Below are 26832 nucleotides of genomic sequence, written 5' to 3'. Positions count from 1 at the left end.
TCAACTGGTGGCTTTCTGTTATATAGGCCTTCAAAAGATCTAATAAATAGCAGGAAACGCATCTGGATCAGCTTCGTGCATAATGGCATAAGCTGCCTCAAACACATCTTCCGTATTAGGTTTTGAGAAATAATCACCATCTGTGGCATAGGCAGGACGGTGAGCATGTGCCGAAAGGCACTGCGGCTTAGAGTCAAGCCAACGCCATGCACCCTGCTCATCTACTACTTGTTGCATCATATAAGCCGTTGCGCCGCCAGGCACGTCTTCATCCGCGAACAGTACACGGTTTGTTTTCTCTAGCGAATCAGATATGACGTGCTCCAAATCAAATGGTAGCAGCGTTTGCACATCTATTACCTCCGCAGAAATTCCAAATTCTTCCAGTTGTTTAGCAGCCTCCATTACAATACGACACATGGAACCATAGGTAACAATAGTAATATCAGAACCCTCTCTTAAAATTTCAGGCTTACCTAACGGAATAGTAAACTCGGCAATGTTAGCAGGAATACGTTCTTTTAAACGGTACCCGTTTAGGCACTCGATAACAAGAGCAGGATCGTCAGACTTTAAAAGTGTGTTATAAAATCCTGCTGCCTGTGTCATGTTGCGAGGCACCAGCACGTGCATGCCTCTTATACTATGCAAAATCATACCTATTGGAGAACCAGAGTGCCAGATCCCTTCCAGGCGGTGCCCGCGAGTACGCACTATTAGTGGTGCTTTCTGTCCTCCTTTTGTACGATACTGTAGTGTCGCTAAATCATCAGAAAGAATCTGAATGGCATAGAGCAGGTAATCCAGGTACTGGATTTCAGCAATTGGGCGTAAACCACGTAAAGCGGCCCCTATTCCTTGACCTACAATTGTACATTCTCGGATTCCTGTATCGGTTACTCGAAGCTTGCCGTGCTTTTCCTGAAGTCCTGCAAATGCCTGATTCACGTCACCAATATAGCCTACATCTTCCCCTATCGCGAACACACGAGGATCACGGGTCAGCATGGCATCAAAGCAAGCCTGTAGCACTTCACGGGCATCTACCACAGGAGATTCATCTATGTATTCTGGTTTAACCTCTTCTACAAGCAGCGCCGACTCTTCCGATTGGCTATATAAATAGGAGTTATACCTGTCTGCATTTTCGCCCTGAGTTTGTTCCAGCCAACCCACCAGCTCGCGCTTTGCCTCGCTACGCTCCTGCCGTGCATACCGCAGCGCTTTTCGGGCAGCTCTTACCGCATCTAATCTGATTGGATTAGTAACTTTACCAAGTTCTTCGGCTATAGCACCAACTGCAGCAGTGTTTTCACTAGCTGCAGCTAGATTCTGTATAAGACGTGTCGCTTCTGCATGGGTCGATTTGATATCCGTCATAAACTCAGCCCAAGCATTGCCTCTGGTTATGCGTACAGTCTCACGGGCTTCAACCTCTATTTTATCTAGTTCATCAGGAGAGGCAATTCCAGTTGAAACTATCCACTCCCGCATCTTCTTAAGGCAATCGTTTTCAGCCTCCCACTCAAGGCGCTCTTTCGGCTTGTAACGCTCATGAGAACCTGAGGTAGAATGCCCTTGTGGCTGCGTAACCTCCTCTACATGTACCAGCACGGGTACATGCTGTTCGCGGCAAACCTTTACAGCAGCTTCATACGTTTCGCAAAGGGCTGCATAATCCCATCCCTTTACCTTGAAAATCTCGTAGCCTTGGCCTCCCTCACTCTCGCGCTGAAATCCTGATAATATTTCTGAGATGCTGCCCTTTGTTGTCTGAAACTCTGCTGGAACCGAAATACCATAGCAATCATCCCAAACAGAAACTAACATCGGAACCTGCAATACTCCCGCCGCATTGATGGCTTCAAAGAACATTCCCTCTGATGTTGAGGCATTACCAATTGTTCCGAAAGCAACCTCGTTCCCGCTTCTCGAAAACTGCTCCAAATACTGGAGGTCAGGATTGTGGCGATAAAGTTTAGAGGCGTAGGCCAAACCAACTAAACGTGGCATTTGCCCTGCTGTTGGAGAAATGTCGGCACTGGAATTTTTAATCTCCATCAAATTCTTCCAATTTCCTTCATCATCCAGCGAACGGGTTCCGAAATGGCCATTCATAGCACGGCCAGCAGTAGAAGGGTCCGCTTCTACATCGGTATGAGCATATAATTGTGCAAAATATTGCTGTAGCGTAAGCTCACCTATGGCAAACATAAACGTCTGGTCGCGGTAGTATCCTGAGCGAAAATCACCAGCTTGGAAGAACTTGGCCATAGCCAACTGTGGAACTTCTTTGCCGTCGCCAAAAATACCAAACTTGGCCTTTCCCATGAATACCTCTTTACGCCCCGTAAGGCTCGCAAATCGGCTTTCCCAGCCAATTCGATAATCGTTAAGTATCTCTTCGGCCGTAAGTTTTTGTAAAATAGTTGCTTCTGCTATTTGCATGTTGTTAGACTATATGCTCAGATATTCGAATGTCACCAAAAGTACAAAATATTAGCCTAACTTCAAATGCGCAAGGTTTTAGTACAAGTTTGGCACTAAATTAGATACTGTCTTTTTGTTTAGATTTTTGTATCTTTGTTCGCCTCAGTTGTAGGACTATTGCCTTTTACGTTACTTTTACTTTTTTTTGGAGTATGAGAAAGAATCTTTATTACTTAATGTTTCTTTGCTTTATATTAGCAGGTGTTAATGCAAATGCACAGGGCGAACTAAAGTTTGAAAAAACAATGCACGATTTTGGCACTATTGCTGAAGGAGTGCAAGCCACTTATGAGTTTAAAGTTGAAAACGTGGGCAATCAGCCTGTTGTTATAGCACACGTGCAGCCATCTTGTGGTTGTACAACACCAGACTGGACAAAAGACCCTATATTACCAGGAAAAACAGGTATTATCAAGGCTGTTTATAACAGCACAGGTCGACCAGGTCCGTTTCATAAAGCCATAACAGTGACTTCTAATGCCGCTACGCCAAACACTACTTTGTACATTAAAGGAGCAGTTGGACCAAAAGATTTAAAAATGAGTTACACTGCGGAACAAAAGGCGAAGTCTCCGCGTTTGGCAGTTGGAAGTACAAACTACAACTTTGGAAAACTTGAAAAAGGACAAAAAGCTGTAGCTAAATTCAGAATAAAAAACACAGGTTTGCAGGACCTGCAAGTACAGGGTATTAAGAGCAATTGTAACTGTGTAAGCTACAAAGTTTCAGAACCCGCAATAAAGCCTGGGCAGCAGGCAATTTTGGAACTAACCTACGTTCCTGCAATGTTAAAAGAGCAAAACGAGGTAGTAACCATACTTTCAAATGATATTGTAATGCCAGACTTAAAGCTTACGCTTAAGGCAAATGTGGTGGAGAGCCTGGTATCAAGAAATATGTTAAGGGAAGGCGCACAGCCAGTACCTTTCAGATAGTTTTTTTCATAGTTTTATTTTGTACTAATGGCAGTGATTCTATCACTGCCATTTTTCATTTTATAGCCCCTCTCCCCTATTTTCCTCTTATTTTTCCGTACAATTTCTTCTATTTGATTTCAGCACCATAACAAGCCGCATTTCTTGTTTTAAATCATATAAGTTCTAGTATCTTTGCGCAAAATTGCAGAAACATATATAAGATAATAGAACGACATGATAGTTGGTGTTCCTAAGGAAATAAAAAATAATGAAAACCGTGTAGGTGTAACGCCTGCAGGTGTTATTGAATTGGTACGTAACGGCCATACAGTTTATATACATACTACTGCCGGCGAAGGCAGCGGTTTTAACGATTCTGATTATGAAAAGGCTGGAGCGACTATACTACCAAGTATAGAAGAGGTATACGGCATCGCTGACATGATCATCAAAGTAAAAGAGCCGATTGAGCCAGAGTATAACCTAATTAAAGAAGGTCAACTGCTGTTTACTTACTTCCACTTTGCTTCTTACGAGCCGTTGACAATGGCTATGATTGAGCGTAAGGCGATTTGCCTAGCTTATGAGACTGTAGAGAAACCAGATAGAAGCCTCCCGCTTTTGGTGCCAATGTCTGAAGTAGCTGGCCGTATGGCTGTGCAAGAAGGCGCCAAGTACCTGGAGAAACCAATGGGTGGCCGTGGTATACTTTTAGGCGGCGTACCAGGTGTTCGTCCTGCAAAAGTATTGATCATCGGTGGTGGTGTGGTAGGTACGAACGCTGCTAAAATTGCTTCTGGTATGGGTGCCGATGTAACCATCATGGACAACAACCTGCAGCGTCTGCGTTACCTGGATGATGTAATGCCAGCCAACGTGAACACCTTCATGTCGAACGAATACAACATCCGCGAGCTGCTTTCTACGCACGACCTAATCATTGGTGCTGTGTTAATTCCTGGAGCCAAGGCTCCTCACCTGATTACGCGCGATATGCTAAAAGAAATGCGCCCAGGTACAGTAGTAGTAGACGTAGCCGTAGACCAGGGAGGTTGCATCGAGACGTGTAAGCCTACAACGCACGAGAACCCAACTTATATCATCGATGATGTGGTACATTACTGCGTGGCGAACATGCCAGGTGCTGTACCTTATACTTCTACCCTTGCGCTTACCAACGCTACTTTGCCTTACGCTATTCAGTTAGCAAACAAAGGCTGGCAAAAAGCCTGCGCCGATAGCAATGAGCTGAAGCTTGGCTTGAATGTTGTTGACGGTAAAGTTGTATACAAAGGAGTGGCAGAAGCCTTTAACTTAGACTATGTTCCTGTAGAAAGTGTTCTATAGTTAGAACTATAGTTATTAGTAGCGCCTTTCCAGCACCCGTTGGAAAGGCGCTATTGTTTTAGGCTAAACCTATAATTGCTTTAACTTTGCAGCCACAGATTTTAAGCTGCAGAAGTACAGCTCTTGAAAAACCTACATGTTCGATAGTTCATTTAAACTTTTATGCCGCAGGTTGGGCCTTGTGCTCGCGCTTTACATGCTGTTGCGGCTATTATTCTACATTTTCAACTATAGTATTTTCAGCGAAGCTGGGTTTGGCCAAACTATATTGGCATTTTTGCATGGTTTACGTTTTGACATAGCTGCCATCATCATCATCAATGGGCTGTTTATACTGCTCTCTCTCTTCCCTGTCGGCAATACGTTCCACCCTACTTTCCAGAAAGTGCTGAAGTGGCTGTTTATACTTACCAATGCTCCATTTATAGCTTTAGCGGTGGTAGATGTAGAGTTCTTTAACTTCATAGGCAGACGCTCAACAAATGAGCTGTTTAACATAACAAATGATATTGAGGCACAAATAGGTCAGCTTGCCTCCTACTATTGGTACTTGGTTGTTGGCTTTATTATACTGCTCATTGCCTTAATCAAATTATACCCTGCTGCGCCTAAACATACTCCTGCCAACCCTACCCCACTATGGCTGCGATCACTGCGCCTGCTCTTGGTGATTGCATTTAGTATACTTGGTATAAGGGGAGGCGCACAGCTAAAACCCCTGCGCGACAGTCATGCTTTTGTGCTACAGCCTCCAGCTTTGGGTCACCTCTCCCTTAACAGCCCGTTCACCTTTATTAAAAGTATAGGCAAGGCAAAGCTGGAGGAGAAGCATTATTTTGCAACCGATGAAGAGCTGCTGGCAGCGCTTCATTTCAATCCTAAGCAATATACTCAACCCGCTCAGCCTCCTGTAAAAGAGAACGTGGTGATTATCATCTTGGAAAGCTTTGCGTCTGAGTATGTAGGTGCTCTAAATAACGGCGAAGGCTACACCCCTTTCCTGGATTCTTTGGCTTCAGCTGGCGTGCTTTTCCAGAACAACTTTGCCAACGGTAGAAAATCTATAGAAGGCTTGCCTTCTGTACTGTCAGGACTGCCCTCGCTGATGCTGGACCCTTACATTGCCTCCCCATACCAATCTAACAAACTTTATAGTTTGGGAAACATTTTACAGGAATACGGCTACAGAACAGCCTTTTTTCATGGAGCTGTAAACGGCACGATGGGTTTCAATAATTTCTCAAAAGTTGCAGGCATGCAGGAGTATTATGGTTTGGATGAATATCCTTCGGAGCTTCGGGAGCGAAATTTTGACGGGCAATGGGGTATTTTTGACGAGCCGTACCTGCAGTATGTGGCTAAGGAACTGAATGATTTTCAGCAGCCATTCTTCACTACACTGTTCACGCTGAGTTCGCACCAGCCTTATACAATACCTACCAAGCATAAAGGTCGCTTTCCGAAGGGGGAGCTAGAGATACATGAATCTATTGGTTATGCCGATCATGCTTTGCGCGAATTTTTCAAAACTGCTTCGCAGCAGCCTTGGTACCATAACACCTTGTTTATACTTACCGCAGATCATACGCAGAAAAGTATTAAACCTGCTTACCAAAATGAGTTAGGAGCGTATCGCGTGCCGCTTATAATTTTCCATCCAGCTAAGCAATTGGAAGGTGTAAATCCTCAACAGGTAACCCAGCAGGCTGATATTATGCCATCGCTTATGGATTACCTGTATATCCCGACGCAGCACGTGCTGCCCTTCGGCCACTCCGTGTTCGACAGCTCGCAGCCTGGAGGCGCTATCTTCTTTAACGGCAACTCCTATTTCCTGGTGCAGCAACAAGGCGTGACAGAACTCACAACCGACGATCAGGTAAAATCCTATACTTTCCCAGAAATGGCTCCTGCCCCTGTAAATGAAGCACAGGCATACCAACTGAAAGCTTATGTACAGTATTTCAGAAACAAAATGAGGGCAAATGACCTGTATTTTTTTGCAGAGAAGTAAGATGTAATACTATACATGCAGCAGATTTCTCACTTTGTTCGAAATGACAAGTTTAGAAGTCTACACTTTCGCATTTAACGGTCTTCACTTATATCGTAAGCAGGAATCTGCTGCAGCGGCAGATAACGCTGCTTCTCAAAATCAACTTCCCAGCAGAAGTGTTGGAGGCCGTTAGTGATCACCACAAACTTTGCCCGCAACACCTGGTTGTATACCGACACCTGCTTCACCACCTCCTGCGTGATAGGAACATGTGCTGATTTGCACTCCACCAACAGATGCGGCTTGCCATGTTGGTTATATACACACAAATCAGTACGTTTCTGAAGCTTGTTATAGTTAGTGCCGCGCTCTATGCTCATCAGGCTAGTTGGGTATAACAATGTGCTGGCCAGGTAGTGCACGAAATGCTGCCGCACCCACTCCTCAGGCGTCAGCACCACGTACTTGCGGCGCAACTTGTCGTATATAAGGGAATTGTCGCCAGTTTTTTTAATTTTGTAGTCAAACGGTGGCAGGTTCAGCGTATCCATGCCGCAATTTAACCGTTTTTAAGCTCCCGCCCCAGCAGCCTTGGCATGTGAAGGCGGCTTTTTTATAGTATCATTATTGTATCATGAAGACGAAAGAAGAAATTGTTAAGGATTGGCTACCTCGCTACACGGGGGTGCCTTTAGATGAGTTTGGTGAGTATATCCTGCTAACCAACTTTATAAATTACGTACGCATGTTCTCCGACCGCTTCGGTGTAGAAGTAAAAGGCTTGGATAAACCTATGCAGTCAGCAACTGCTAATAATATTACCATCATAAACTTTGGTATGGGTAGTGCCATGGCCGCAACGGTAATGGACTTGCTTTCTGCCATTAAACCTAAAGCTGCTCTTTTTTTAGGAAAATGCGGTGGCCTGAAAAGGAAAACCCAAATCGGCGACCTTATACTTCCGATTGCGGCTATTCGAGGTGAAGGTACCTCTGACGACTACCTTCCTTCCGAGATTCCAGCTTTACCTTCTTTCCGTTTGCAAAGGGCTGTTTCTTCCATGATCAAGAAACATGAAATGGATTACTGGACTGGAACGGTTTATACGACCAACCGCCGTGTTTGGGAGCACGATGAGGATTTTAAAGAGTACCTGCGCCAGATCCGCGCTATGGGTGTGGATATGGAGACAGCTACCATCTTTACCGTTGGCTTCATCAATGAAATTCCTCACGGTGCGCTGCTGCTTGTTTCTGATAACCCGATGATTCCAGAAGGCGTGAAAACATCTGAAAGTGATAAGCTTGTAACCTCAAACTACGCCGAAAAGCACTTAAGCATTGGCATCGATTCTTTGCTAGAGTTAATAAACTCAGGCGAATCCGTTAAGCACATGCGTTTCGAATAAATACGTAAAATGAACAAAACCATACGCACCTTTGCAGCTGCTGCCCTGTTGGGCATCTCACTCTTTAGCAGCTGCACCAGTACAAACTCTGGCTCAGAAACGGTAGACCTGATCGTTTACAACGGCAATGTTTACACTGTTAACGACAACTTTGATAAAGCCGAAGCCTTCGCCGTGAAAGACGGTAAAATTGTAGCCGTGGGCACTACCGATGAGATTCGCGGCAACTATAAGGCCTCGGAAGAACTGAATGCGGAAGGAAAAACTATTTATCCAGGTCTGATTGACGGCCACTCCCACTTCTACCGCTACGGCCTTTCTTTGCAAACCGCTGATCTGGTGGGCACGGAGTCTTTTAAGGAAGTGGTACAGAAAGTAACGGAGCAGCACGAGAAATATCCTGATGCCGACTGGATCATAGGCCGAGGCTGGGATCAGAACGACTGGGCAGTAAAGGAATTTCCGACTAAAGACACGCTGGATCAGCTGTTCCCGAACACGCCAGTTATACTTACCCGTGTGGATGGACATGCTGCCCTTGCTAACCAAAAAGCACTGGATTTAGCAGGAGTAACGCCACAAACTAAAATGGTGGGTGGCCTGGTAGAAGTCGAAAACGGCCAGATGACAGGTATACTTGTTGACAATGCCGTGGATATGGTCAGCAACAAAATACCAGCACCCGATGAGGCAGAACAGCGCCAGGCCCTGCAAAATGCACAGCAAAACTGCTTTGCCGTAGGCCTAACCACTATTGTAGACGCTGGTTTAGACAAAGCTACCGTAGACCTGATGGATGCCATGCACCAAAGCGGCGATTTGCAGATGCGCGTGTACGCCATGCTGAATCCAACGGAAGAAAATAAGAACCACTACTACAAAAGCGGCCCTTATAAAACCGACTGGCTAAATGTTCGCTCTTTCAAAATATATTCTGATGGCGCTCTAGGCTCCAGAGGTGCCAACCTGATCAAGCCTTACAGCGACCGCCAGGGCCACTTTGGTTTTCTGCTGGCGTCGGAGCAGGAGTTCAGGGAGATCGCCGCACAACTAAATGAGCACGGCTTCCAGATGAACACACACGCCATCGGTGATTCCGCAAACCGCCTGTTGCTGGACATTTACGGCGAAGTATTGGGTGGCAAAAATGATAAGCGCTGGCGCATCGAACATGCCCAGATTATCAACCCAGCTGATATGCAGAAGTTTGGCAGGTACAGCATACTGCCTTCGGTGCAGCCAACGCATGCCACTTCGGATATGTACTGGGCTGGCGAGAGACTTGGCAGCGAACGCATCAAACATGCTTATCCTTTCAAGGAACTGTTGCAGCAAAATGGATATATGCCGCTTGGAAGTGATTTTCCTGTAGAAGATATCAACCCTATTTTTGGATTCCATGCAGCAGTGGCTCGCCAGGATGCAAATAATTATCCTGACGGAGGATTTCAGATGGAGAATGCCCTGACACGCGAAGAAGCGATACGCGGCATGACCATTTGGGCTGCTAAAGCAAATTTCGAGGAAAATGAAAAAGGAAGTATAGCCCCAGGTAAATTCGCTGATTTTATAGTCGTAGATCGTGACTTGATGACTGTTGCTCCTCAAGAAATTCGGGCCCTGCAGGTACTGCAAACCTACATCAACGGAAAGCAAGTGTATAAAAAGTAATGTTTTGCGACACAGGTATCAGTACATAAGACACACGAGCTTTTGTACAACTGAAAAGAGGGCTGCAGCTAAACTGCAGCCCTCTTTTTGTTTATAGCTAACATTGTCTGTTTCTTGTGTGGTAAATCTTTTTTATGTTGGCTTTCCAGTTATGGTGGACAGATACCGAATAAACCACCTTCATCTCATAACTCTTAACTCTAAACTCTCAACCCTTAACTCACCTTCACCCTCTCCTGCTCTGCCTGTAGTGTCCTTTTTCCTTTCACCAGACTTAAGAAAAGTAACCCAAGAGCAAAGAATACGATCAGGGCTAAAATACTATAGCGCATGGAGCCTGTTAGCTGAGCGATGGCACCGTAAGCAAGTGTACCCAGAACAATGGAGATTTTCTCCGTCACATCATAAAAGCTGAAGAAAGAAGCATGCTCTATTGTAGTGGCAGGAATAAGTTTGGAGTAGGTAGACCTGGAGAGCGACTGAATGCCACCCATGACAGAACCCACAACAGCCGCCAACACATAAAACTGATTTGCTGAATTGATAAAGTAAGCCGCAATGCAAATGCCTATCCAAATAATAACGGCTATGATAAGCGCTTTGATGTTGCCATACTTGTTCGATAGAGCAGCAAACCCGTAAGCGCCAGCTATGGCTACCAACTGTATGATTAATATCGTAATGATTAACGCTTCATCAGGCAAGGCTAGTACTTCTATCCCGAAGATAGTGGCCACATACATTACCGTTTGCACCCCCATGTTGTAGAAAAAGTAAGCCAGCAAAAAGCGTTTCAGCAGCGGCAGCTCCTTTACTTGGTTTAGCACTTTCTGCAATTCCTTAAAGCCGTTTAGCACCCAGCTCCCGCCAGGCTTGCGGTGGTACACGTTTCCTGGCAAGTGGTAAAATGAATATTGTGCAAAGCCAAACCACCAGATACCTGTCGTTAAAAAAGCTATACGTGGCGGGAGGCTTGTGTTATCAGCAGCAATACCGAACCAACCTGGCTGCATGATCATGGCCAGGTTAAACACCAGCAGCAACACCGAACCTATATATCCTAATGAAAAGCCTTGAGCACTTAACTTATCGTACTGGTCTTCGGTGGCTATTTCTGGTAAGTAAGAGTTATAAAATACTATACTGCCGCTAAAACCGATAGAGGCTAGCACGAAAAAAATGACAGATATGGAGAAGGTTTCTTTTGTGAAAAAGAAAAGGGCAGCACAGGATATAGAACCTAAATAGCAGAACAGCCGCATAAAAAGCTTTTTGCGCCCACTATAATCTGCAATGGCTGTTAGAAAAGGGCTAAGTGCCGCAATAATGAGAAAAGCACCCGACACCGCATAAGAGAATAACACCGAACTCTGCAGTTCAAATCCAAAGAAGTTGACTATGGATGAATCTGTCTCTGGGTTTTTGGCTACCGCGCTATAATATATCGGGAATATCGTAGACGTGATAACCAGTGAATAAACAGAGTTTGCCCAATCATAAAAGCACCAGGCCCTGGTAACGGTGGGATTATTTTTTTGCATGCAGAAATATAGCAAATATTTCTGCATGCAAAAGGCAGCACAGCCTTACTTTACTTTTGTTTAACAGTAGATTTTGTTCCAACAGGAAGTAGAGCCAAAATAAATTCCCACAAATGTTCGAAAGGAATTATTTCCACTTCGGCATATGCATCTCCAGGAACTGGTGTAGCTTGAAGCTTTTGAAATAACATGGCTCCTTTCTTTCTTACCTTTGTCGCATCAAACTCTTCTCTTATAGTAGTTAGCAGCAATCTTAGCAATAGCTTATTACGCTCTGTTTCTGGTGATTTGAAATGCACTAAAATGTACTTCTGTAAACGTTCCTCTAACTTAAAAAGCGCTTCGTATTCCTTGCCCTTTAGTTTTTCGATAAAATCGAGGACGATTAGAAAAACATTGAAGCCTTGTTTATCTTTTGATAAAGATAAAGGCTCCTCAACCCGCACATCATCAAAGGGTAAATTTGAAATGTCTTCATCAACTCCAAATATAAACGTTGCAGCACGCTTAAATACGCTCCATTTTTCTTTAAAAACTTGTCCTATTCTCTGATATGCATCATTAGTCGAAACCTGATTAAGAATTTTAATTGCTAGTTTATAATTCCTACTATGGACTGCAAGTAGAAAGTGATTTTCTTTGTAAGCAAACCAATTGATATTTTCTTCTGGAATAAGCGCCTCAAATTTTTCAGCGCTTTCAAGCCCTTCCGTGAATCTATTAACCCGTAAGCAAGCATACAAGTAAATAAAACGAATATACTGCTCACTGTAACTGTTAGCATCAACTACTCCTTTAGATACTAAAGTGTTTATTTCTTCAACAGCCTCTACAATAGCATTGAAGGCACCTATACATTCCAGGTAAAAAAAGTTAATTCTTACATAATACGCAAAGCTTTTACTAGAGCCTGTAGTCTGCCACACAAGCTTCAGTTCTTCTATGATAGAGGGCACATTGTTAATGTACCTGCTACGTTCCTCAACTTTACTATTAAGTATTAATCTTGCTCTCAGATACAGTGACCTTGCTTTATCCTCAAGCTTATATAATTCTCTATAATGTTCAAGTTCTCTTTCGTATAAATCAAGCTTTGCAAGTGAAGAATCATGTACTGCTATTCCGACTAGTCTTTCAAGAGCAAAAACAGTAATCTGAACATACCCTTGCTTCTTTGCGCGTGCTAGTACTTGATTTGCTGTTTTTTCAGCTAAAGTAAACTCGCCAACATTTACTAGAATTCTCACTGTCAACAGCTGCTCATGAAGATCTTTCTCATCATGAAAGGATTCATTTAAGAATCTCTTTTGCATATCGAGCAAATGTAGAGACTTATAAAGCTTCTTTTTAAGGCGCGACTTTAGCATCCTGTAAGCAGACGAACCCGCATCTGCAAAGTATAGTTTTTCTTCTACCTCTTTGTCTGTCAGGTTCTTTTTTGAACTAGCTAGCTTAAATAGCCTTGACTCTTGGCTGTCTTCTTCTAGTAAAGAGATACTATATATTTTGTCAAACTTATTTTCATTGAATATTTTAACTAGTCTCCTCAGTTCTTCCATTGAAAGGTAAAATAATGTAAAAACATTTAACCTAAAAGGGTTTAAATCAAATGGTTTGGCTATGCTCTCATCTTTTCTAAATCACAAAGGATAAACTCCCATAGATGTTCATAAGGAACAATCTCTATTTCGGCATAAGCATCTCCAGGAATAGGAGTTTCTCTAAGCTTTCTTAAATGTTTCTCCCCTTTTAATCTACATGAACTGACAGAAAAATTTTCAGTTACTGTTAAGATGAGTAACTTAAGAAATAATTTACTTCTTAAGCTAAAGGAATCCTTAAGGTGAGTAAGAATATATTTTTTTAAGCTTTCTATACGATAGAGTAAAGCCTCAGCATCTCCCCTACGCAAGAAGTGCATAAATTGAAGGATAAGGATGGCAACGTTAAAGCCCTGTTTATCTTTGCTATACTCTGTAACTGATAAAACTAAATCTAAGTAATTGAAAGATTCTAATGTAGCCGCTGCAGGACTTATAAAATAAAGGTAAGCACTATATAATTTCCACCTTTCCTTTGCTGTATCAAATAACTTATTGTAGAAACTATTACTTTGTGCTTGCTTCAAAACTGTGTTAGAGATTTCATACTGATTTGCATGCACAGCTAGCAAGAAGTAATTTTCTAAAAATGAAAACCAATTATGCGAATGAGGATCAAAGTAGCATAAGTACATATCTGCATACTTTAAGCCATTATCAAATTTCTTAGCTCTTAAATGAGCATATACAAGTATATAAGCATTGTACTTTAATTCAAAACGATCCTTGTTGACTATCCCCTGTTCAACGAGAGCAGCAGATTCCTCAGTTAGCTTAATTATATTATCGAAGTTTCCAGCTAGTTCATAATATAGAATTGACACTTTGTAGTAGGCATTAAAACAATCATATGAACCTGACTCCTTCCATAACTCTTCAAGTCTTTCAACATAAGTACTTAAAGTGTTATAGAGATCTTTTCTACCTTTAACAGATATCTTGTTTGTTACCTTCGCAAATTGAAACAGGGAAGTTGCCTCTTTTTCCTGACTAACGACTTTAGAATATTCATTATAAACTTTCTTACTTTTAAAGTAAAGTTTAGAGGCTCCTTTTTCTGTTAAACTAGCCAATTCAAGTTCCAAAGCTGCTAAAACCAAACTGTTGAACCCGTATTTAGATGCTAAATTTATCACTTTACTACACACACTAAGTACCAAATCATATTCGGCTAACCTCAACAAAAGCTGGGCATGGTCAAGAAGACGTACACATTCTTGCTCCTTTTGAAATACGTGTCTTAACTTAGTTTTTGATAACTCAACTGATAGGAGCAACTGGTAAAGTCTTTTTCTAACCCTATGCTTAAGCATTTTGTACCTTACATCATTAGGTCCCGCTTTGTAAAGGTCTTTAGATGCTTCTATATCTGATTTGTAGGTACCATTCGAAATATTTTGTATGAAGATACATTCTTTACTGTTACTATTAACCGAAATATTTACCAAATCGGCACTATTAAGTTTAGTTACTAAAACCCCAATTACTCTTGTTAACTCTTGCATAATCTCATAAAAAGGCTCATTAATATTTACTTAATTATAAAAATTATTAAAAAAAGAAAAGTTACAGAGTTGAACTTATTTCCTTTTACTTATTCTATAAAACTACTAATATTGTAAATATAAAAATGTTACTTATTAAAAAATCAACAAAATTTTTTTTCTATTTAAATACTAAATATTTATTTAAAATAAGGTTTTAGAGTTAAGTAATTAATATTACTTCAACAAGTATTATTATTTTTATAGTTACTTTTTCAGTATAATCTTCCTTTATATTTCGTTACTGCGCAGCGACATTTGTAATGAACATTAACTCTAAAAAATCATGGCATCACTATTTACATCCTTCGCCCTTTACTTAGCTTTAATATTTGGTGGAACATCAGAAACTAATTCTCCTGATACATATACTCGCCCTAATGCTAAAAAAGAAACGAAAGAAAGTACCTTCTTTAATAAGAAAAAGAACAACACTGGGACAGTGGGTACATTTGGTGGCAGCACAAACTGGGTTGAAAATGATTAATAACTGTAACTTTCTTTCCCTATCTTGCCTTTGAAACAACTTTAGCCAAAGGGATCAAGAATGCGGATTAGACAATTACTTTTATTAAGCTTACTTTTTTTATTTACTTACTGTAGCCAAACCAAACGTCAACCCGATGAGGTAAGGTTAAGGTTTGCTGTAGACCCAGAATCTCTTAGCCCTGTTAGTTATAATAGCGCTGAGGCGTTGCAGGTGGTAAACCTAATGTTTCAAAGTCTGCTAAGTGCCGATTTGGCTGACGATGAAATAAAGCCTTACCTGGCTGAAAGTATGCCAGTGGTAGAGCGGCGAGATTCGGTTACTTATATTACCTATACCTTAAGAGACGGGGCTAAGTGGAGTAACGGCAGTCCTGTTACAGCAAATGATGTAGCATTTACCCTCAAAGTCTTAAAAGCGCCGCTCCTAAACAACGAACATCTTAAACCGCAGGTTGAATTCATAAAGGACATCGTCGTTGACGAAGAGAGTCCTAAGAAATTTACCTTAGTTTGTGATGGCTATATGCCCGAAATGGTATTGCTGTCTGGAGACTATTTTATATTACCAGCATACTTATTTGACCCTGAAGGTCTTTTAAAGCCTTTCAAAGTCACCACATTTTCGGAAGACCTTTCTGAGCTAGAAAACAATAAGTCTTTGAAGGCCTACGCCCAAAAGTTTAACAGCGTAGACTTTGCCAAAAACAAGCAACTGCTGCAAGGCAGTGCGGGTTATGTTTTAGATGAATGGGTTTCGGGCCAGTACATAACCTTGAAACGCAAGGATAACTGGTGGGGAAATAATGTAGATGACGCAAAACATCTTACAGCTAACCCTGAGCGCATCAGCTTTCAGATTATACCAGATAACACCACAGCACTTTTGGCTATTCGGAACAAACAGCTGGATGTGCTGGATAACATTCCTGTTGCTGAATTTAAGCAGTTACAGCAAGACAACTCTTTTATGGCGGATTATGCTTTGCATACACCTGACTCCTATGAATTTACATATGCAGGGCTAAACAGCCGCTTACCTAAGTTTTCTGATAAAAGGACAAGGCAGGCTATTGCTCACTTGTTAGACGTGAATAGTTTTATTCAGGTAACACAGGAGAACTTTGCTACGGCCTCAGTGGGTCCTGTTCCTCCATCCATCGAGGAATTTTATAACAGCGACATAAGACCTTACTCCTACTCAGTTCAGGTGGCTGCAAAACTATTAGAAGCTGCTGGTTGGCAACGCGAGCAAGCAGGTTGGTTCAAGACTATAAACGGCGACCGACAGCAACTTACCATTGAGCTTAACTACAGAGCTGGCAACAACGTTTTAGATAATACAGCTGTTATTTTTCAGCAAAGTGCAGCCCAGGCAGGCATACCTGTAACGATACAGCCCTTAGAAGGCAGCCTTTTAAGCCAGCGTTCCCGCTCTCATAACTTCGACATGTTTTTCAGGCCTATAGGCGGTAATCCTTTTGTTTTTAATTTTAAGCCGCTCCTGCACACAGCCTTCGCAGAAGAGGGAGGCAGCAACCACACAGGCTTTGGAACACCTGAAAGTGATGAGCTTTTAGATGCCATTAACGCAACAGAAAATGAGCAGGAAAAGGCAAGACAATTAAAAAGATTACAGTCTATTATACACGATGAAGCTGTTTTTATAACGCTATACTATAAAAAAGAGCGCCTGGCGATTCACAAGAGGTTTGACGACACACGAGTATCTGGTCTGCGCCCTAACTACGATGTAAGCTCTTTTACTTTATCAGAGTAGAAACAGCCATGCTGCCGTACGTGCTTAAACGACTTGCGCTTTCGGTGCCGTTTCTTTGGCTGTTAGCTTCGCTGGTTTTTTTACTGAGCAGAAGTTTGCCGGGTAATTTTGGAGAAGAAAGAATTTTGCAGCAGGACAGCTATTATAGCAAAGGCAGCAACAGTAGCCGACAACAGGTATACCAGGATTATCTACAACGAACTGGCCTAAACCTGCCCCTCTTCTATTTTAGTTTAGCTGAACCTTCCGTTTCTCAAGCGGTAGAGGTAACAGAACAGATAGGCTTAGACTACCGCTTTTTCTTACCAAACCTACAGTGGCATGGCACTCTAAACCAGTACCACAACTGGCTCACTAATTTAGTGAAAGGCAATTTAGGCACCTCTTACAAAAACGGAGATGCAGTTAGCAACATCCTGCTCAATAGAATAGGCAACACCTTTCTCATTCTGCTTATCAGCATGGCCTTAGCTTCCGTTGTAGCACTTGAAGTTAGTGTACATCTGGCACAGCAACGTAGGCAGCTTTCACGCAAACTTATACTACCCTCGCTTTTCGTTTTAGACAGCGTACCTATGTTTGTGCTGGCCCTGCTGTTACTGGTACTATTTGCGAGCCCTGCCTTTTTACAGCTTTTCCCAGTTTACGGCTTAGGGTATTACGGCAGTATGGGGTCAAATTGGTGGCAACAATTGGCAGGTAAATTTCCATACATGGTTCTTCCCATCCTTTGTCTTACGCTGGCCAACCTCCCCTACCTTACAACCCAGATTTACAGATCTGTCACAGATACCCTACTGGCTGATTTTAGCAGAACGGCAAAAGCAAAAGGACTACAAGAGAAAAAAGTTATAAGGAAACATGTACTCCCGAATGCACTATTACCTGTTATCACCTTACTGACAGATTTTTTACCTGCACTGGTGGCAGGTGCCGTTATTATAGAAACCATTTTTGCCATACCTGGTATGGGCAGTCTGCTAATCGATTCAATCTTAGCCAGAGATTACCCTGTGATTGTGGGCATCGTGTTAGTTATTGCGACTATAAAAGTCTTAGCCCATCTTACTTCGGATGTTCTTTACCAAATGGCAGACCCGCGCCTAAACCTGAACGGCTAATGGAGATGCTGTGGCTGCACATAAAACTTCTGTTGCGCGAGAAGCTTTCCTTCAGGCTAGCTTGCGCGTACCTGATGTTACTGACTATACTAGTTATGGTGTTACCTTGGCTGCCTATACCGTACCTGCCAAACGAACTTGACCTTACCCACACCTACCAAGCTCCGTTCCCTTGGGAATCAAAACAACCTGATAAAGCATTCCACTGGCTAGGCACTGACGGGCTTGGGCGGGACATGCTGGCTAATATCCTGTACGGAGCCCGAACTGCTGTATTTATTAGCATACCAGTTATGTTGGCTGTAGCTGCTATTGGTACTTTACTTGGTGCCTTTGCCGCTTTTTATGGTAACAAGAAGTTAAAATTGTCTTTCGCCAGTTTGCTAGTGCTGCTCTTAGCTTTTGCGGCCTTTGTATACTATGGCTTGTACTTGCCTTCTGTAGCAATGCTAACCGATAAGAGCATCTCCTATACTTTGGTCAGTATCTCTATTGCCATTGTCATAGTGTTGCTCGCTATCAAACTTTTACTTCCGCTTCTGATGAAAGTTCAGTTGCTGCAGCGTAAACTCTCTATACCTGCTGATAGGTTACTGATTAGGTTGATCGAATTATTTACCAGTATTCCGAAGCTTATCTTAATCCTGGCTTTGGCTTCGTTCATGGCTCCATCAGTTTATATACTGATCATGTTGCTTATTTTTACATACTGGACAGGTACTGCACGTTTAGCAAGGGCAGAAACGCTTAAAGTAAAACAGTTACCCTTTTTTGAGGCCGCAGTCGCATTAGGGGTAAGCGATTTTAAACTGGTATACAGGCATGTGCTTCCTAACATGCTGGCCCCTTTGGTTGTAACCTTTACTTTTGGTGTAGCAGGACTCATGACCCTTGAGTCCACCCTCTCTTTCCTCGGGATTGGCATACCTGGCACACTGGTAAGTTGGGGAAGGACAATAGCTGGCATTAAATCCAATACAGGTGCTTGGTGGCTCGTGTTACTCCCTGGCTTTTTTCTGGCCCTAACTGTACTTGCCTTGCAAACCTTTAGCCACCATGTTTTAACATCAACTGGTAAAAGAAAGGCCAGTTAAATGTTACTTTATACCAATATCTACTAATTACAGCTTCTCTAATTACATACCCTCAGCAAACAAAGTATCAAAATTACTATCCTGCATTTCATTATACAATCTTTCTTTCTAGTATTCATATATCCTACTATATAAATATATAAAAATCCATAATGTTACTTTCGTGTTCAGATATTCCTGTTTAAACAGCATATTGTGAAGTAACATTGTAGAGTTGAAACATAACTCAATCGGCACATGAACACAATTATGACTCCGTCAGCCATCAGTTGTTTAACGAATACGGTGCTTAGCATTAGTATACAGCCTTTTATGGTGTGGCAAAGCTATGCTGCTGTTGAAGAAAGTTCTTACGATTTCTCTACCATAGACGGCGATGTGATTACCTACCGCGATGGAGCCATGGCAGTTGACAGTGGTGCGGGTATACTCATTGGGGATTATTTTGTTGGCGTAGCCGAAAACTATGCTCCCTCAGAAAGTCAGGCTTACATTCTTTATTAAATAAAACTAAGCTAGCTGAACAGGCTCTACAGCATGTTTAAGCCTTTTTTAGAGCATAAGCAGGTAATTCTAAGTGGGGAGCATAACTCTCATCAGGATTAAAGTGTGCAGCCGTTTGCAATAAATCTTAGCTTCAGAAGCTTCTACTAATATAGGCTCTATAGTAAACATTGGTTGTTTGTGTAATAAACAGGTTCCTGCTATTATGTGTAGGAATTCTGTTTACGCAAATTAAGCTGAGCTCATATTCCACACTTGACCTAATTCGTACTTCTAAGACTTACAAGGCAGTGCTAATCCTCAGTACTACATAGCCTCTTAGTCTACCTACAAATCAAACTTCACTTTCAGAAGTGCTCCTCCAACAACAAAAGGACTTCCCTCCCACAACCTCTCTTTTCCTTTATTTCTGATTTAAGCAGCTGTTACTTTTCAGCATTTTTTTACAGATAATTTGAGCAGTGTAGCATAATCTTCTTAAACAGAGAGGAATTATACACCTGCTTTAGCCTTCTCTGCTTTTTACTCCTGCAAATTCTTTGTAAGTTGATTTCCGAAACAAGCCACTACTTACACCCCATGAAGCATAAGTTCATACTATTAGTCTTAATCATTACCTCCTACAGTTCTGTTAGCATCGCACAAAGTTATACGGTACAATCGCCTGACGGAAAGATAAAAGCAACAGTAGGTCTACAAGACAAAATCAACTATTCCGTTACGCATGAAGAAGATGTAGTGCTTGCTCCCTCGCCTATTTCTATGCAGCTCTCCAATGGCGAATCGTTGGGTGTAAAGCCCCGCCTTAAAAACTCGAAGCGAAACAGCGTAAACGAAACGATTCAGGCACCAGTGTACAAAAGGGCGCAGGTGAAAAACAATTACAACGAGTTAGTTCTGAATTTCAGAGGAGACTACAGCGTCATTTTCCGAGCCTACAACGATGGCGTGGCATATCGATTTGCTACCAACAAGAAGAAGGATTTCAATGTGTTGAACGAAGAAGCTACCTTCAATTTTAATGCAGATCATACGGCCATAGTGCCTTACGTGAAGCAGGAAAGGGAAACAAGCATTGAGGAGCAGTTCTGGAACTCTTTCGAAAACACCTACACCCACAGCCCACTCACAAAACTTGATTCTGAAAGATTGGCTTTCCTTCCGCTTGTGGTAGTGGTTGCCAAAGATAAAAAAGTGGTGATAACGGAGGCGGACCTGGAAAGCTATCCTGGCATGTACCTGATCAACAAAAATGGCAACACTGCGCTGACAGGTGTTTTTGCTCCCTACCCAAAGAAGATAGAGCAAGGTGGGCATAACAAACTGCAACTTCTGGTAAAGGAGCGTGAAAACTTTATCGCCAAAGCAGCAGGTACCCGCACCTTCCCGTGGCGTGCCATGGTGATATCATCCGAAGACAAAGAACTGGCAGATAGCGATATGGTCTATAAGCTAGCCTCTCCCTCTCGTGTAAAAGATGTATCCTGGATAAAGCCTGGTAAAGTTGCCTGGGACTGGTGGAACGATTGGAACGTTTCTGGGGTAGACTTCAGGGCTGGCATCAACAATCCTACCTACAAGTACTACATCGATTTTGCAGCTGCCAATAACATCGAATATGTGATTCTGGACGAAGGTTGGGCCGTTAATTTGCAAGCAGACCTGATGCAGGTTGTTCCTGAAATAGATTTACAAGAACTGATTGCGTACGGAAAGCAGAAAAATGTAGACATTATACTTTGGGCAGGCTACCATGCCTTCGACAGAGACATGGAAAATGTGGCCAGACATTATGCGGACATGGGCGTAAAAGGGTTTAAAGTTGATTTTATGGACCGCGATGATCAGCAGGCTGTCGACTTCTACTACAGAGCTGCTGAGGTTGCTGCAAAACATAAGCTACTCCTCGATTTTCATGGTGCTTATAAGCCTACAGGTTTACAGCGTACGTACCCGAACGTGATCAATTTTGAAGGTGTACACGGTTTGGAGCAGATGAAATGGTCTAGCCCAGAGGTAGACCAGGTAACGTATGATGTTACAATGCCTTTTATTCGTATGCTGGCCGGCCCGATAGACTACACCCAGGGAGCTATGCGAAATGCTACCCGCGGCAACTACCGCCCTATCAACTCGGAACCTATGAGCCAAGGCACCCGCACCCGCCAACTAGCAGAGTATGTTGTGTTTGAATCTCCTATAAACATGCTGGCCGACAACCCTACAAACTACATGAAAGAAGCCGAGAGCACTAAATTTATTTCCGCTGTTCCAGAGGTTTGGGATAACACCGTAGCCTTAGAGGGAAAAATAGGCGAGCACATAGCTATAGCCAGAAGAAAAGGGAAAGAATGGTATGTAGGTGCTTTAACAAATTGGGATGCACGCGAAATGGAGCTTGACTTATCTTTTATGGGAGAAGGCAATTACAAGGCCGAGATTTTCAAAGACGGCATTAACGCCGACCGTGTTGCTTCTGACTATAAGCACGAAATCATTTCGGTACCTCAAAACCGAAAGCTAAAAATCTCCATGGCCCCAGGCGGAGGTTATGTTGCCCGAATTTACCAGGAGTAGATTCAACTCTTTCACTTTCCTTGCACTTGTAATTCTCAAATAATAAGTACTTTATTCAGTTAAACAGCCCGTTGCCGTGTTGAATCGTACAGCAACGGGCTGTTTAATCAATTAACTAACCATAGCGCGAGCCTCCAGGCTCGTGCTCACTGTCACAAGGCCTCTGGCCTTGTATCTACCCAAAGCCACTTTCTAAAGTATCATCAAATAAAAGATCGTATAGCGAGATCAAAAAGAGCCTTCCAATTCTTTTGCCCTGGCAGTAGTACTCCTCTTCAGTTCAAAAGGACGAATATTTGTCCTTCCCCCCTCCAAATATCTTGGTCGCTTTTAAAAAAATGACTTACTTTATGAAGCCAAAAAAATGATTTAACCTCAAAAACAGCTCAATAGCCGTTTCTGATAAGCTTATCCTATCGCTAGAATTACATGGAAAACATCATCAGCTCAATAAACGACATTGTTTGGAGCAATGCACTTATTATACTTTGCCTGGGAGCAGGTATTTATTTTTCTGTTGTAACACGCTTCCTGCAAGTGCGTTACCTGCGCGAAATGCTTCGCCTGCTTTTCAATGGTGAGTCCTCTAACAAAGGAGTAAGTTCCTTTCAGGCCTTTTCTATTGCCATTGCAGGTCGTGTGGGCACGGGCAACATAGCAGGTGTGGCAACAGCCATTGCCATGGGTGGCCCTGGTGCTGTTTTCTGGATGTGGATGATCGCTTTCCTGGGAAGTTCTTCGGCTTTTATAGAGGCTACTTTAGGCCAGATTTACAAGCAGGTAAAGCACGGCGAGTACCGTGGCGGACCAGCATATTACATTGAGAAAGGCCTTGGCATAAAATGGTATGCCGTAGTTTTTGCGGTAGCAACTATTGTCAGTATGGCCTTATTCCTGCCAGGTGTGCAGAGTAACAGCATTGCCACTAGTGTAAACACAGCTTTTGATGTACCTGTGGCCGTTACAGGTGGTGCTATTACAGCACTGCTGGCACTTATTATTTTCGGAGGAGTAAAGCGTATCGGAAAGGTAGCCGAAATTGCTGTTCCTTTCATGGCTGGTGCTTACATTCTGATGACGTTAGTAATTATCGGTATGAACATATCAGAAGTTCCTGCTGTCATCAGCCTAATTGTGAAGTCTGCTTTCGACATAGAACCTGCTTTTGCGGGTGTTTTCGGTATGGCTATTTCCTGGGGAGTGAAACGGGGTATTTACTCTAACGAGGCAGGGCAAGGTACTGCACCACATGCCGCTGCGGCTGCAGAGGTAAGCCACCCCGTAAAGCAAGGCTTGGTACAGGCATTTTCTGTTTACGTGGATACTCTGTTTGTTTGTACGGCTACAGCTTTTATGATCCTGTTTACTGGCCAATACAATGTAGTAAATCCAGATGGTGGCTTTATAGTAGAAAATTTGCCAGGTGTAGCCTATGGTCCAGAATATACACAGCAGGCTGTTAATACATACTTCCCATCGCTAGGTAGTGGATTCGTAGCCATATCCCTGTTGCTTTTTGCCTTTACCACCATTATGGCTTACTACTACATTGCCGAAACTAACCTCAGTTACCTAGATGCTAAAGGAAATAAGTGGACGCTTTGGGCGCTGAGAGGGCTTATTCTTTTTGCAACTTTCTACGGTTCCGTTAAAACAGCAGAATCTGCCTGGGTTTTAGGCGATATTGGAGTAGGTATAATGGCTTGGCTTAACGTGGTCGCTATTATTCTGCTCAGAAAACCTGCCCTGCGTGCCCTTAAAGATTACCAAGCTCAGCGTAATGCAGGTAAAGATCCTGTATTCAACCCAGTGAGCTTAGGTATCAAAAACGCAGATGAATGGCAAGAGCAGGAGGCTCCACAAAAAGAAGTAGTGGCGTAGGTGAAATTCTGATTGCTCTTCATAAGCAGGTCCATTGGAGGAATATACTTTTCTGCTGCTGTCTGTATAGCTTTCGTTCTCTTCATAATTTTGTACCGTTAATTTGCTTAGGCAAGCCTTTATTTTAGCGTTAGCTGATAGATAACTATGATAAGGTTCCCTTATGTCCTGCTTTTCCTTTCCCTTTTGTTCTTTTGTGGCTGTGGGAATGAATGTGAAGATCTGGAGTGTATACAGGAACCATTTGTTTTTAAGTTGACAGACCCGCAGGGTGAAAACTTGATAAGCAACGGTACTTTAGAGCAAAATCAGGTAAAGATTTATGCTGCTGGAAGTCCGTCAGACACCCTACCACTTTATTTTGTGGAGCAGGCAGCGGAAAGCTATATGGAAGTCTATTTAAACAGGCAGATCACGGATTATACTCTACAAGTAGATGGTTATGATCTTTATAATCTTTCGTTCAACCTGGATTACAGAACTGGAAAGTGCTGCTCCTCTTTAACCATAGAAGAGGCTTTCCTAAATGGCGCTCCTATTCCCAAAGATGTAAACGATAGAAGAACAATTATACTTGAGTAAACCACCCGAAACAAGCACATGGAGAAGTACACCATCTTTTTAAGCAACAGGTATATTAGGTATATTTTCATCATGTTATCTGCCTTCTTCATTTACGAAGGCGGTAAAAGAGTTGGAGAATTACTGTACTACCTGCTAAACTAATCAAAAAATAAAGCTCTCCCTTCCAGCTTTAAAACCGTACTATGAGCGCAAATAAGTCAGATATTTGCGCTCATATATTTTACGATAATGCGGTTACTAGATAAGCAACGAATTTCCCTTAGTCTATTCTTCTTTCTTTCTGGCTTTAGCTTCTCCAGTTGGGCCTCCAGAATACCAACCATAAAAGCGGCTTTACATTTAAACGAGGCCGAGTTGGGAACCGTTCTTCTGACCATGCCCATCAGCTCCCTTATCGGTTTACCTTTATCAGGATGGCTGGTGAGCAAGTTCGATAGCAGGGTACCTTTAACAGCAGCGATGGTGTTTCATGCGGTAGCACTTGCTTGCATAGGTTTTGCCAACACCACGGTGGCACTGATCATGGCGCTCTTCCTGCTCTCCTTAACCATGCGTATCTTCAACATTGCCGTTAACACGCAGGCCATTACACTGCAAAAACAATTCGACCTCAAAATAAACGGCTCTTTTCACGCCCTTTGGAGCACAGGCGGCATTGTGGGTATTGGTTTTACAACCCTACTTGTTTCGCTTAACGTTGCTATTACGCCACATTTACTTTCTGTTGCAACAGCTGTTATACTCATTACCATCACAGCGTCCAGGTTTCTGCTCCGAAACGACAAAGCCACCTCTGGTAACAAACTCGCTTTTGGCAAGCCAGATCCTTATATTCTGTACCTGGGCCTGCTCGTATTCTTTGCTGCCGTTTGTGAAGGAGGCATGTTCGACTGGAGCGGCATCTATTTCCAGCAGGTGGTAAAAGAAGATGTGTTCACGGCTGGTTACCTGATTTTCATGTCATTCATGGCGCTCTCCAGATTTATTTCAGATAAGATCATCGACAGGATCGGCATGCCGAAGACGTATATTTTCAGCGCAACACTTATCTTTTGCGGCATTACACTGGCCATCCTCTTCCCAAGCTTCTGGCCAGCCATGATCGGTTTTTCGCTTGTAGGATTTGGCACAGCCTCTGTTATACCCATGACGTACACGTTGGCAGGTGCCTCCAAAAAGTATTCTCCAGGCATAGCCCTTTCTCTTATTGTAACTTACGGTATAGTTGGTATGCTGATGGGACCACCGCTGATCGGCTACATTGCCCATGCTACCAGCCTAAAGTTTGCCTTTATCACCTTCGCCCTCTCAGGACTTATGCTAATACCCATTTCACAGCTGTTCTTTAAGCTGAAAAACTAATAGAGAAATTAGAAATTAAAGGTGTACTGCAGCGTATTTGGTTAAGTTATCGAACATTTCCCAAATTAACTATGAAGGGAAAAAACGAAGTTTTCATCAATACAATCTATACCTACCGCCAGTTTGAGCGAAGCGGTAACTAGTAGTGTGGCCTGATGCAAGTTGGCTACTTGGGAACAGCTGTTGCTTCAGTAAGAAGATCTCCCCGCCTTAGAAAAGGAGGGGCAGGGGGTGGTTGGATCAAGAAGCAGAGGCTAATATCAAAATACCACTTTCAAAATACCCACCGCTTAAATTCCCGTTTATTTCATAGAACAACTTAACAAGTGCTATGGAACATGATCAGCAACTACGAAATCAGTTAGTTAAACTGATGCAGGGTGGGCAGGCGTTTACTCCCCTTGATGAACTACTCGATGGAATCTCAGCAGAAGATGCAGGTAAAAAAGTACCCGAACTACCTTACACGCTCTGGAAACTCATAGAACACCTGCGCATTGCATTATACGACATTCTGGAGTTCAGCCGAAATCCTTCTTATGAGTCACCTGCGTGGCCTGAGGGCTACTGGCCAACAGAAGATGTCCCCTCTAACCAGGCCGCACTACATGCAAGTATCAACTCTATCAAAGAAGGGCTTGCCGCTATGGTGCAACTGGTACAAGACCAGAACAACGATCTTTTCGAACCCTTCGCTCATGGAAGCGGGCAAAACTTACTCCGCGAAGCGATGCTTGTAGCTGAACATAACGCTTATCATTTGGGCGAGATCCTGGTGTTGAGAAGGTTGCTGGGGATTTGGAAGTAAAGCCTTTTGTAAATGGTTTAGGGTATTTGTAGGTTTTTCAAGGCCAGAGGCCTTGTGATAGTAAGCACGAGCCTAGAGGCCTTATCCTGTTTCATAACTTTTCTGCAAAGCGAGTTTAT

General features: G+C 42.8%; 20 protein-coding genes. 15 read left to right on the top strand and 5 right to left on the bottom strand.

What is annotated here, in order from left to right:
* Positions 1-39 precede the first annotated feature (39 nt).
* Positions 40-2448 carry an alpha-ketoacid dehydrogenase subunit alpha/beta gene (locus LN893_RS13900; RefSeq protein WP_229971039.1) on the bottom strand — a complete coding sequence of 803 codons (2409 nt, stop codon included), beginning with the start codon at positions 2446-2448 and terminating at the stop codon, positions 40-42.
* A gap of 194 nt (positions 2449-2642) precedes the next feature.
* On the opposite strand from LN893_RS13900, the gene LN893_RS13895 reads away from it, so the two are divergent.
* The 3 genes from LN893_RS13895 to LN893_RS13885 all read left to right on the top strand — a co-directional run bounded on the left by LN893_RS13895 (position 2643) and on the right by LN893_RS13885 (position 6768).
* Positions 2643-3425, top strand: coding sequence for a DUF1573 domain-containing protein (locus tag LN893_RS13895; protein ID WP_229971037.1), 783 nt, complete (start codon positions 2643-2645; stop codon positions 3423-3425).
* Between the two features lie 216 nt (positions 3426-3641).
* Positions 3642-4754 carry an alanine dehydrogenase gene (gene ald / locus LN893_RS13890; protein ID WP_229971035.1) on the top strand — a complete coding sequence of 371 codons (1113 nt, stop codon included), beginning with the start codon at positions 3642-3644 and terminating at the stop codon, positions 4752-4754.
* A 136-nt stretch (positions 4755-4890) separates the two neighbouring features.
* Positions 4891-6768 (top strand): LTA synthase family protein, encoded by a 1878-nt coding sequence (locus LN893_RS13885; RefSeq protein ID WP_229971033.1) that lies wholly within the window; start codon positions 4891-4893, stop codon positions 6766-6768.
* A gap of 74 nt (positions 6769-6842) precedes the next feature.
* Here the strand turns inward: LN893_RS13885 and LN893_RS13880 are convergent, their stop codons facing one another.
* Entirely contained in the window at positions 6843-7301 is a 459-nt protein-coding gene (locus tag LN893_RS13880) for a type I restriction enzyme HsdR N-terminal domain-containing protein (RefSeq protein ID WP_229971031.1), read from the bottom strand.
* A gap of 83 nt (positions 7302-7384) precedes the next feature.
* On the opposite strand from LN893_RS13880, the gene LN893_RS13875 reads away from it, so the two are divergent.
* The gene (locus LN893_RS13875; RefSeq protein WP_229971029.1) at positions 7385-8158 is read left to right on the top strand and encodes an AMP nucleosidase; all 774 of its coding nucleotides are present in this window, start codon (positions 7385-7387) and stop codon (positions 8156-8158) included.
* Between the two features lie 9 nt (positions 8159-8167).
* Entirely contained in the window at positions 8168-9829 is a 1662-nt protein-coding gene (locus LN893_RS13870; protein ID WP_229971027.1) for an amidohydrolase, read from the top strand.
* A 215-nt stretch (positions 9830-10044) separates the two neighbouring features.
* Here the strand turns inward: LN893_RS13870 and LN893_RS13865 are convergent, their stop codons facing one another.
* Genes LN893_RS13865 through LN893_RS13855 form a run of 3 tightly spaced genes read right to left on the bottom strand, consistent with a single transcriptional unit; the run spans position 10045 to position 14476 of the window.
* Positions 10045-11370 (bottom strand): MFS transporter, encoded by a 1326-nt coding sequence (locus LN893_RS13865; RefSeq protein WP_229971025.1) that lies wholly within the window; start codon positions 11368-11370, stop codon positions 10045-10047.
* Positions 11371-11420: 50 nt separating this feature from the next.
* Positions 11421-12929 (bottom strand): hypothetical protein, encoded by a 1509-nt coding sequence (locus LN893_RS13860; RefSeq protein ID WP_229971023.1) that lies wholly within the window; start codon positions 12927-12929, stop codon positions 11421-11423.
* Between the two features lie 59 nt (positions 12930-12988).
* Entirely contained in the window at positions 12989-14476 is a 1488-nt protein-coding gene (locus LN893_RS13855; protein WP_229971021.1) for a hypothetical protein, read from the bottom strand.
* 325 nt (positions 14477-14801) lie between these two features.
* Here LN893_RS13855 and LN893_RS13850 point away from each other — a divergent pair, with 325 nt between their 5' ends.
* The 10 genes from LN893_RS13850 (at position 14802) to LN893_RS13805 (ending at position 26713) form a co-directional block, all read left to right on the top strand.
* The gene (locus LN893_RS13850) at positions 14802-15002 is read left to right on the top strand and encodes a hypothetical protein (RefSeq protein ID WP_229971019.1); all 201 of its coding nucleotides are present in this window, start codon (positions 14802-14804) and stop codon (positions 15000-15002) included.
* A 60-nt stretch (positions 15003-15062) separates the two neighbouring features.
* Positions 15063-16781 carry an ABC transporter substrate-binding protein gene (locus LN893_RS13845; protein WP_229971017.1) on the top strand — a complete coding sequence of 573 codons (1719 nt, stop codon included), beginning with the start codon at positions 15063-15065 and terminating at the stop codon, positions 16779-16781.
* An 8-nt stretch (positions 16782-16789) separates the two neighbouring features.
* Entirely contained in the window at positions 16790-17902 is a 1113-nt protein-coding gene (locus LN893_RS13840; protein WP_229971015.1) for an ABC transporter permease, read from the top strand.
* Positions 17902-18996, top strand: coding sequence for an ABC transporter permease (locus LN893_RS13835; RefSeq protein WP_229971014.1), 1095 nt, complete (start codon positions 17902-17904; stop codon positions 18994-18996). Before LN893_RS13840 ends, LN893_RS13835 begins: the two co-directional genes overlap by 1 nt.
* A gap of 237 nt (positions 18997-19233) precedes the next feature.
* On the top strand, positions 19234-19500 hold the full coding sequence (locus LN893_RS13830; RefSeq protein WP_229971012.1) for a hypothetical protein: 267 nt from the start codon (positions 19234-19236) through the stop codon (positions 19498-19500).
* Positions 19501-20079: 579 nt separating this feature from the next.
* Positions 20080-22077, top strand: coding sequence for a retaining alpha-galactosidase (locus tag LN893_RS13825; protein WP_229971010.1), 1998 nt, complete (start codon positions 20080-20082; stop codon positions 22075-22077).
* A 429-nt stretch (positions 22078-22506) separates the two neighbouring features.
* Positions 22507-23958 carry an alanine/glycine:cation symporter family protein gene (locus LN893_RS13820; RefSeq protein ID WP_229971008.1) on the top strand — a complete coding sequence of 484 codons (1452 nt, stop codon included), beginning with the start codon at positions 22507-22509 and terminating at the stop codon, positions 23956-23958.
* Between the two features lie 147 nt (positions 23959-24105).
* Positions 24106-24540, top strand: coding sequence for a hypothetical protein (locus LN893_RS13815; RefSeq protein ID WP_229971006.1), 435 nt, complete (start codon positions 24106-24108; stop codon positions 24538-24540).
* Positions 24541-24771: 231 nt separating this feature from the next.
* A complete protein-coding gene (locus tag LN893_RS13810) occupies positions 24772-25905 on the top strand; it encodes an MFS transporter (RefSeq protein WP_229971004.1) in 1134 nt (377 codons plus the stop codon).
* A gap of 331 nt (positions 25906-26236) precedes the next feature.
* Positions 26237-26713 (top strand): DinB family protein, encoded by a 477-nt coding sequence (locus LN893_RS13805; RefSeq protein ID WP_229971002.1) that lies wholly within the window; start codon positions 26237-26239, stop codon positions 26711-26713.
* The last annotated feature ends 119 nt before the right edge of the window (positions 26714-26832 follow it).

The sequence above is a fragment of the Pontibacter harenae genome, from assembly GCF_020907245.1.
Classification (GTDB): Bacteria; Bacteroidota; Bacteroidia; order Cytophagales; family Hymenobacteraceae; genus Pontibacter; species Pontibacter harenae.
Note: the sequence above shows the minus strand (reverse complement) of the source record. Positions and strands in the feature narration are given on the sequence as shown.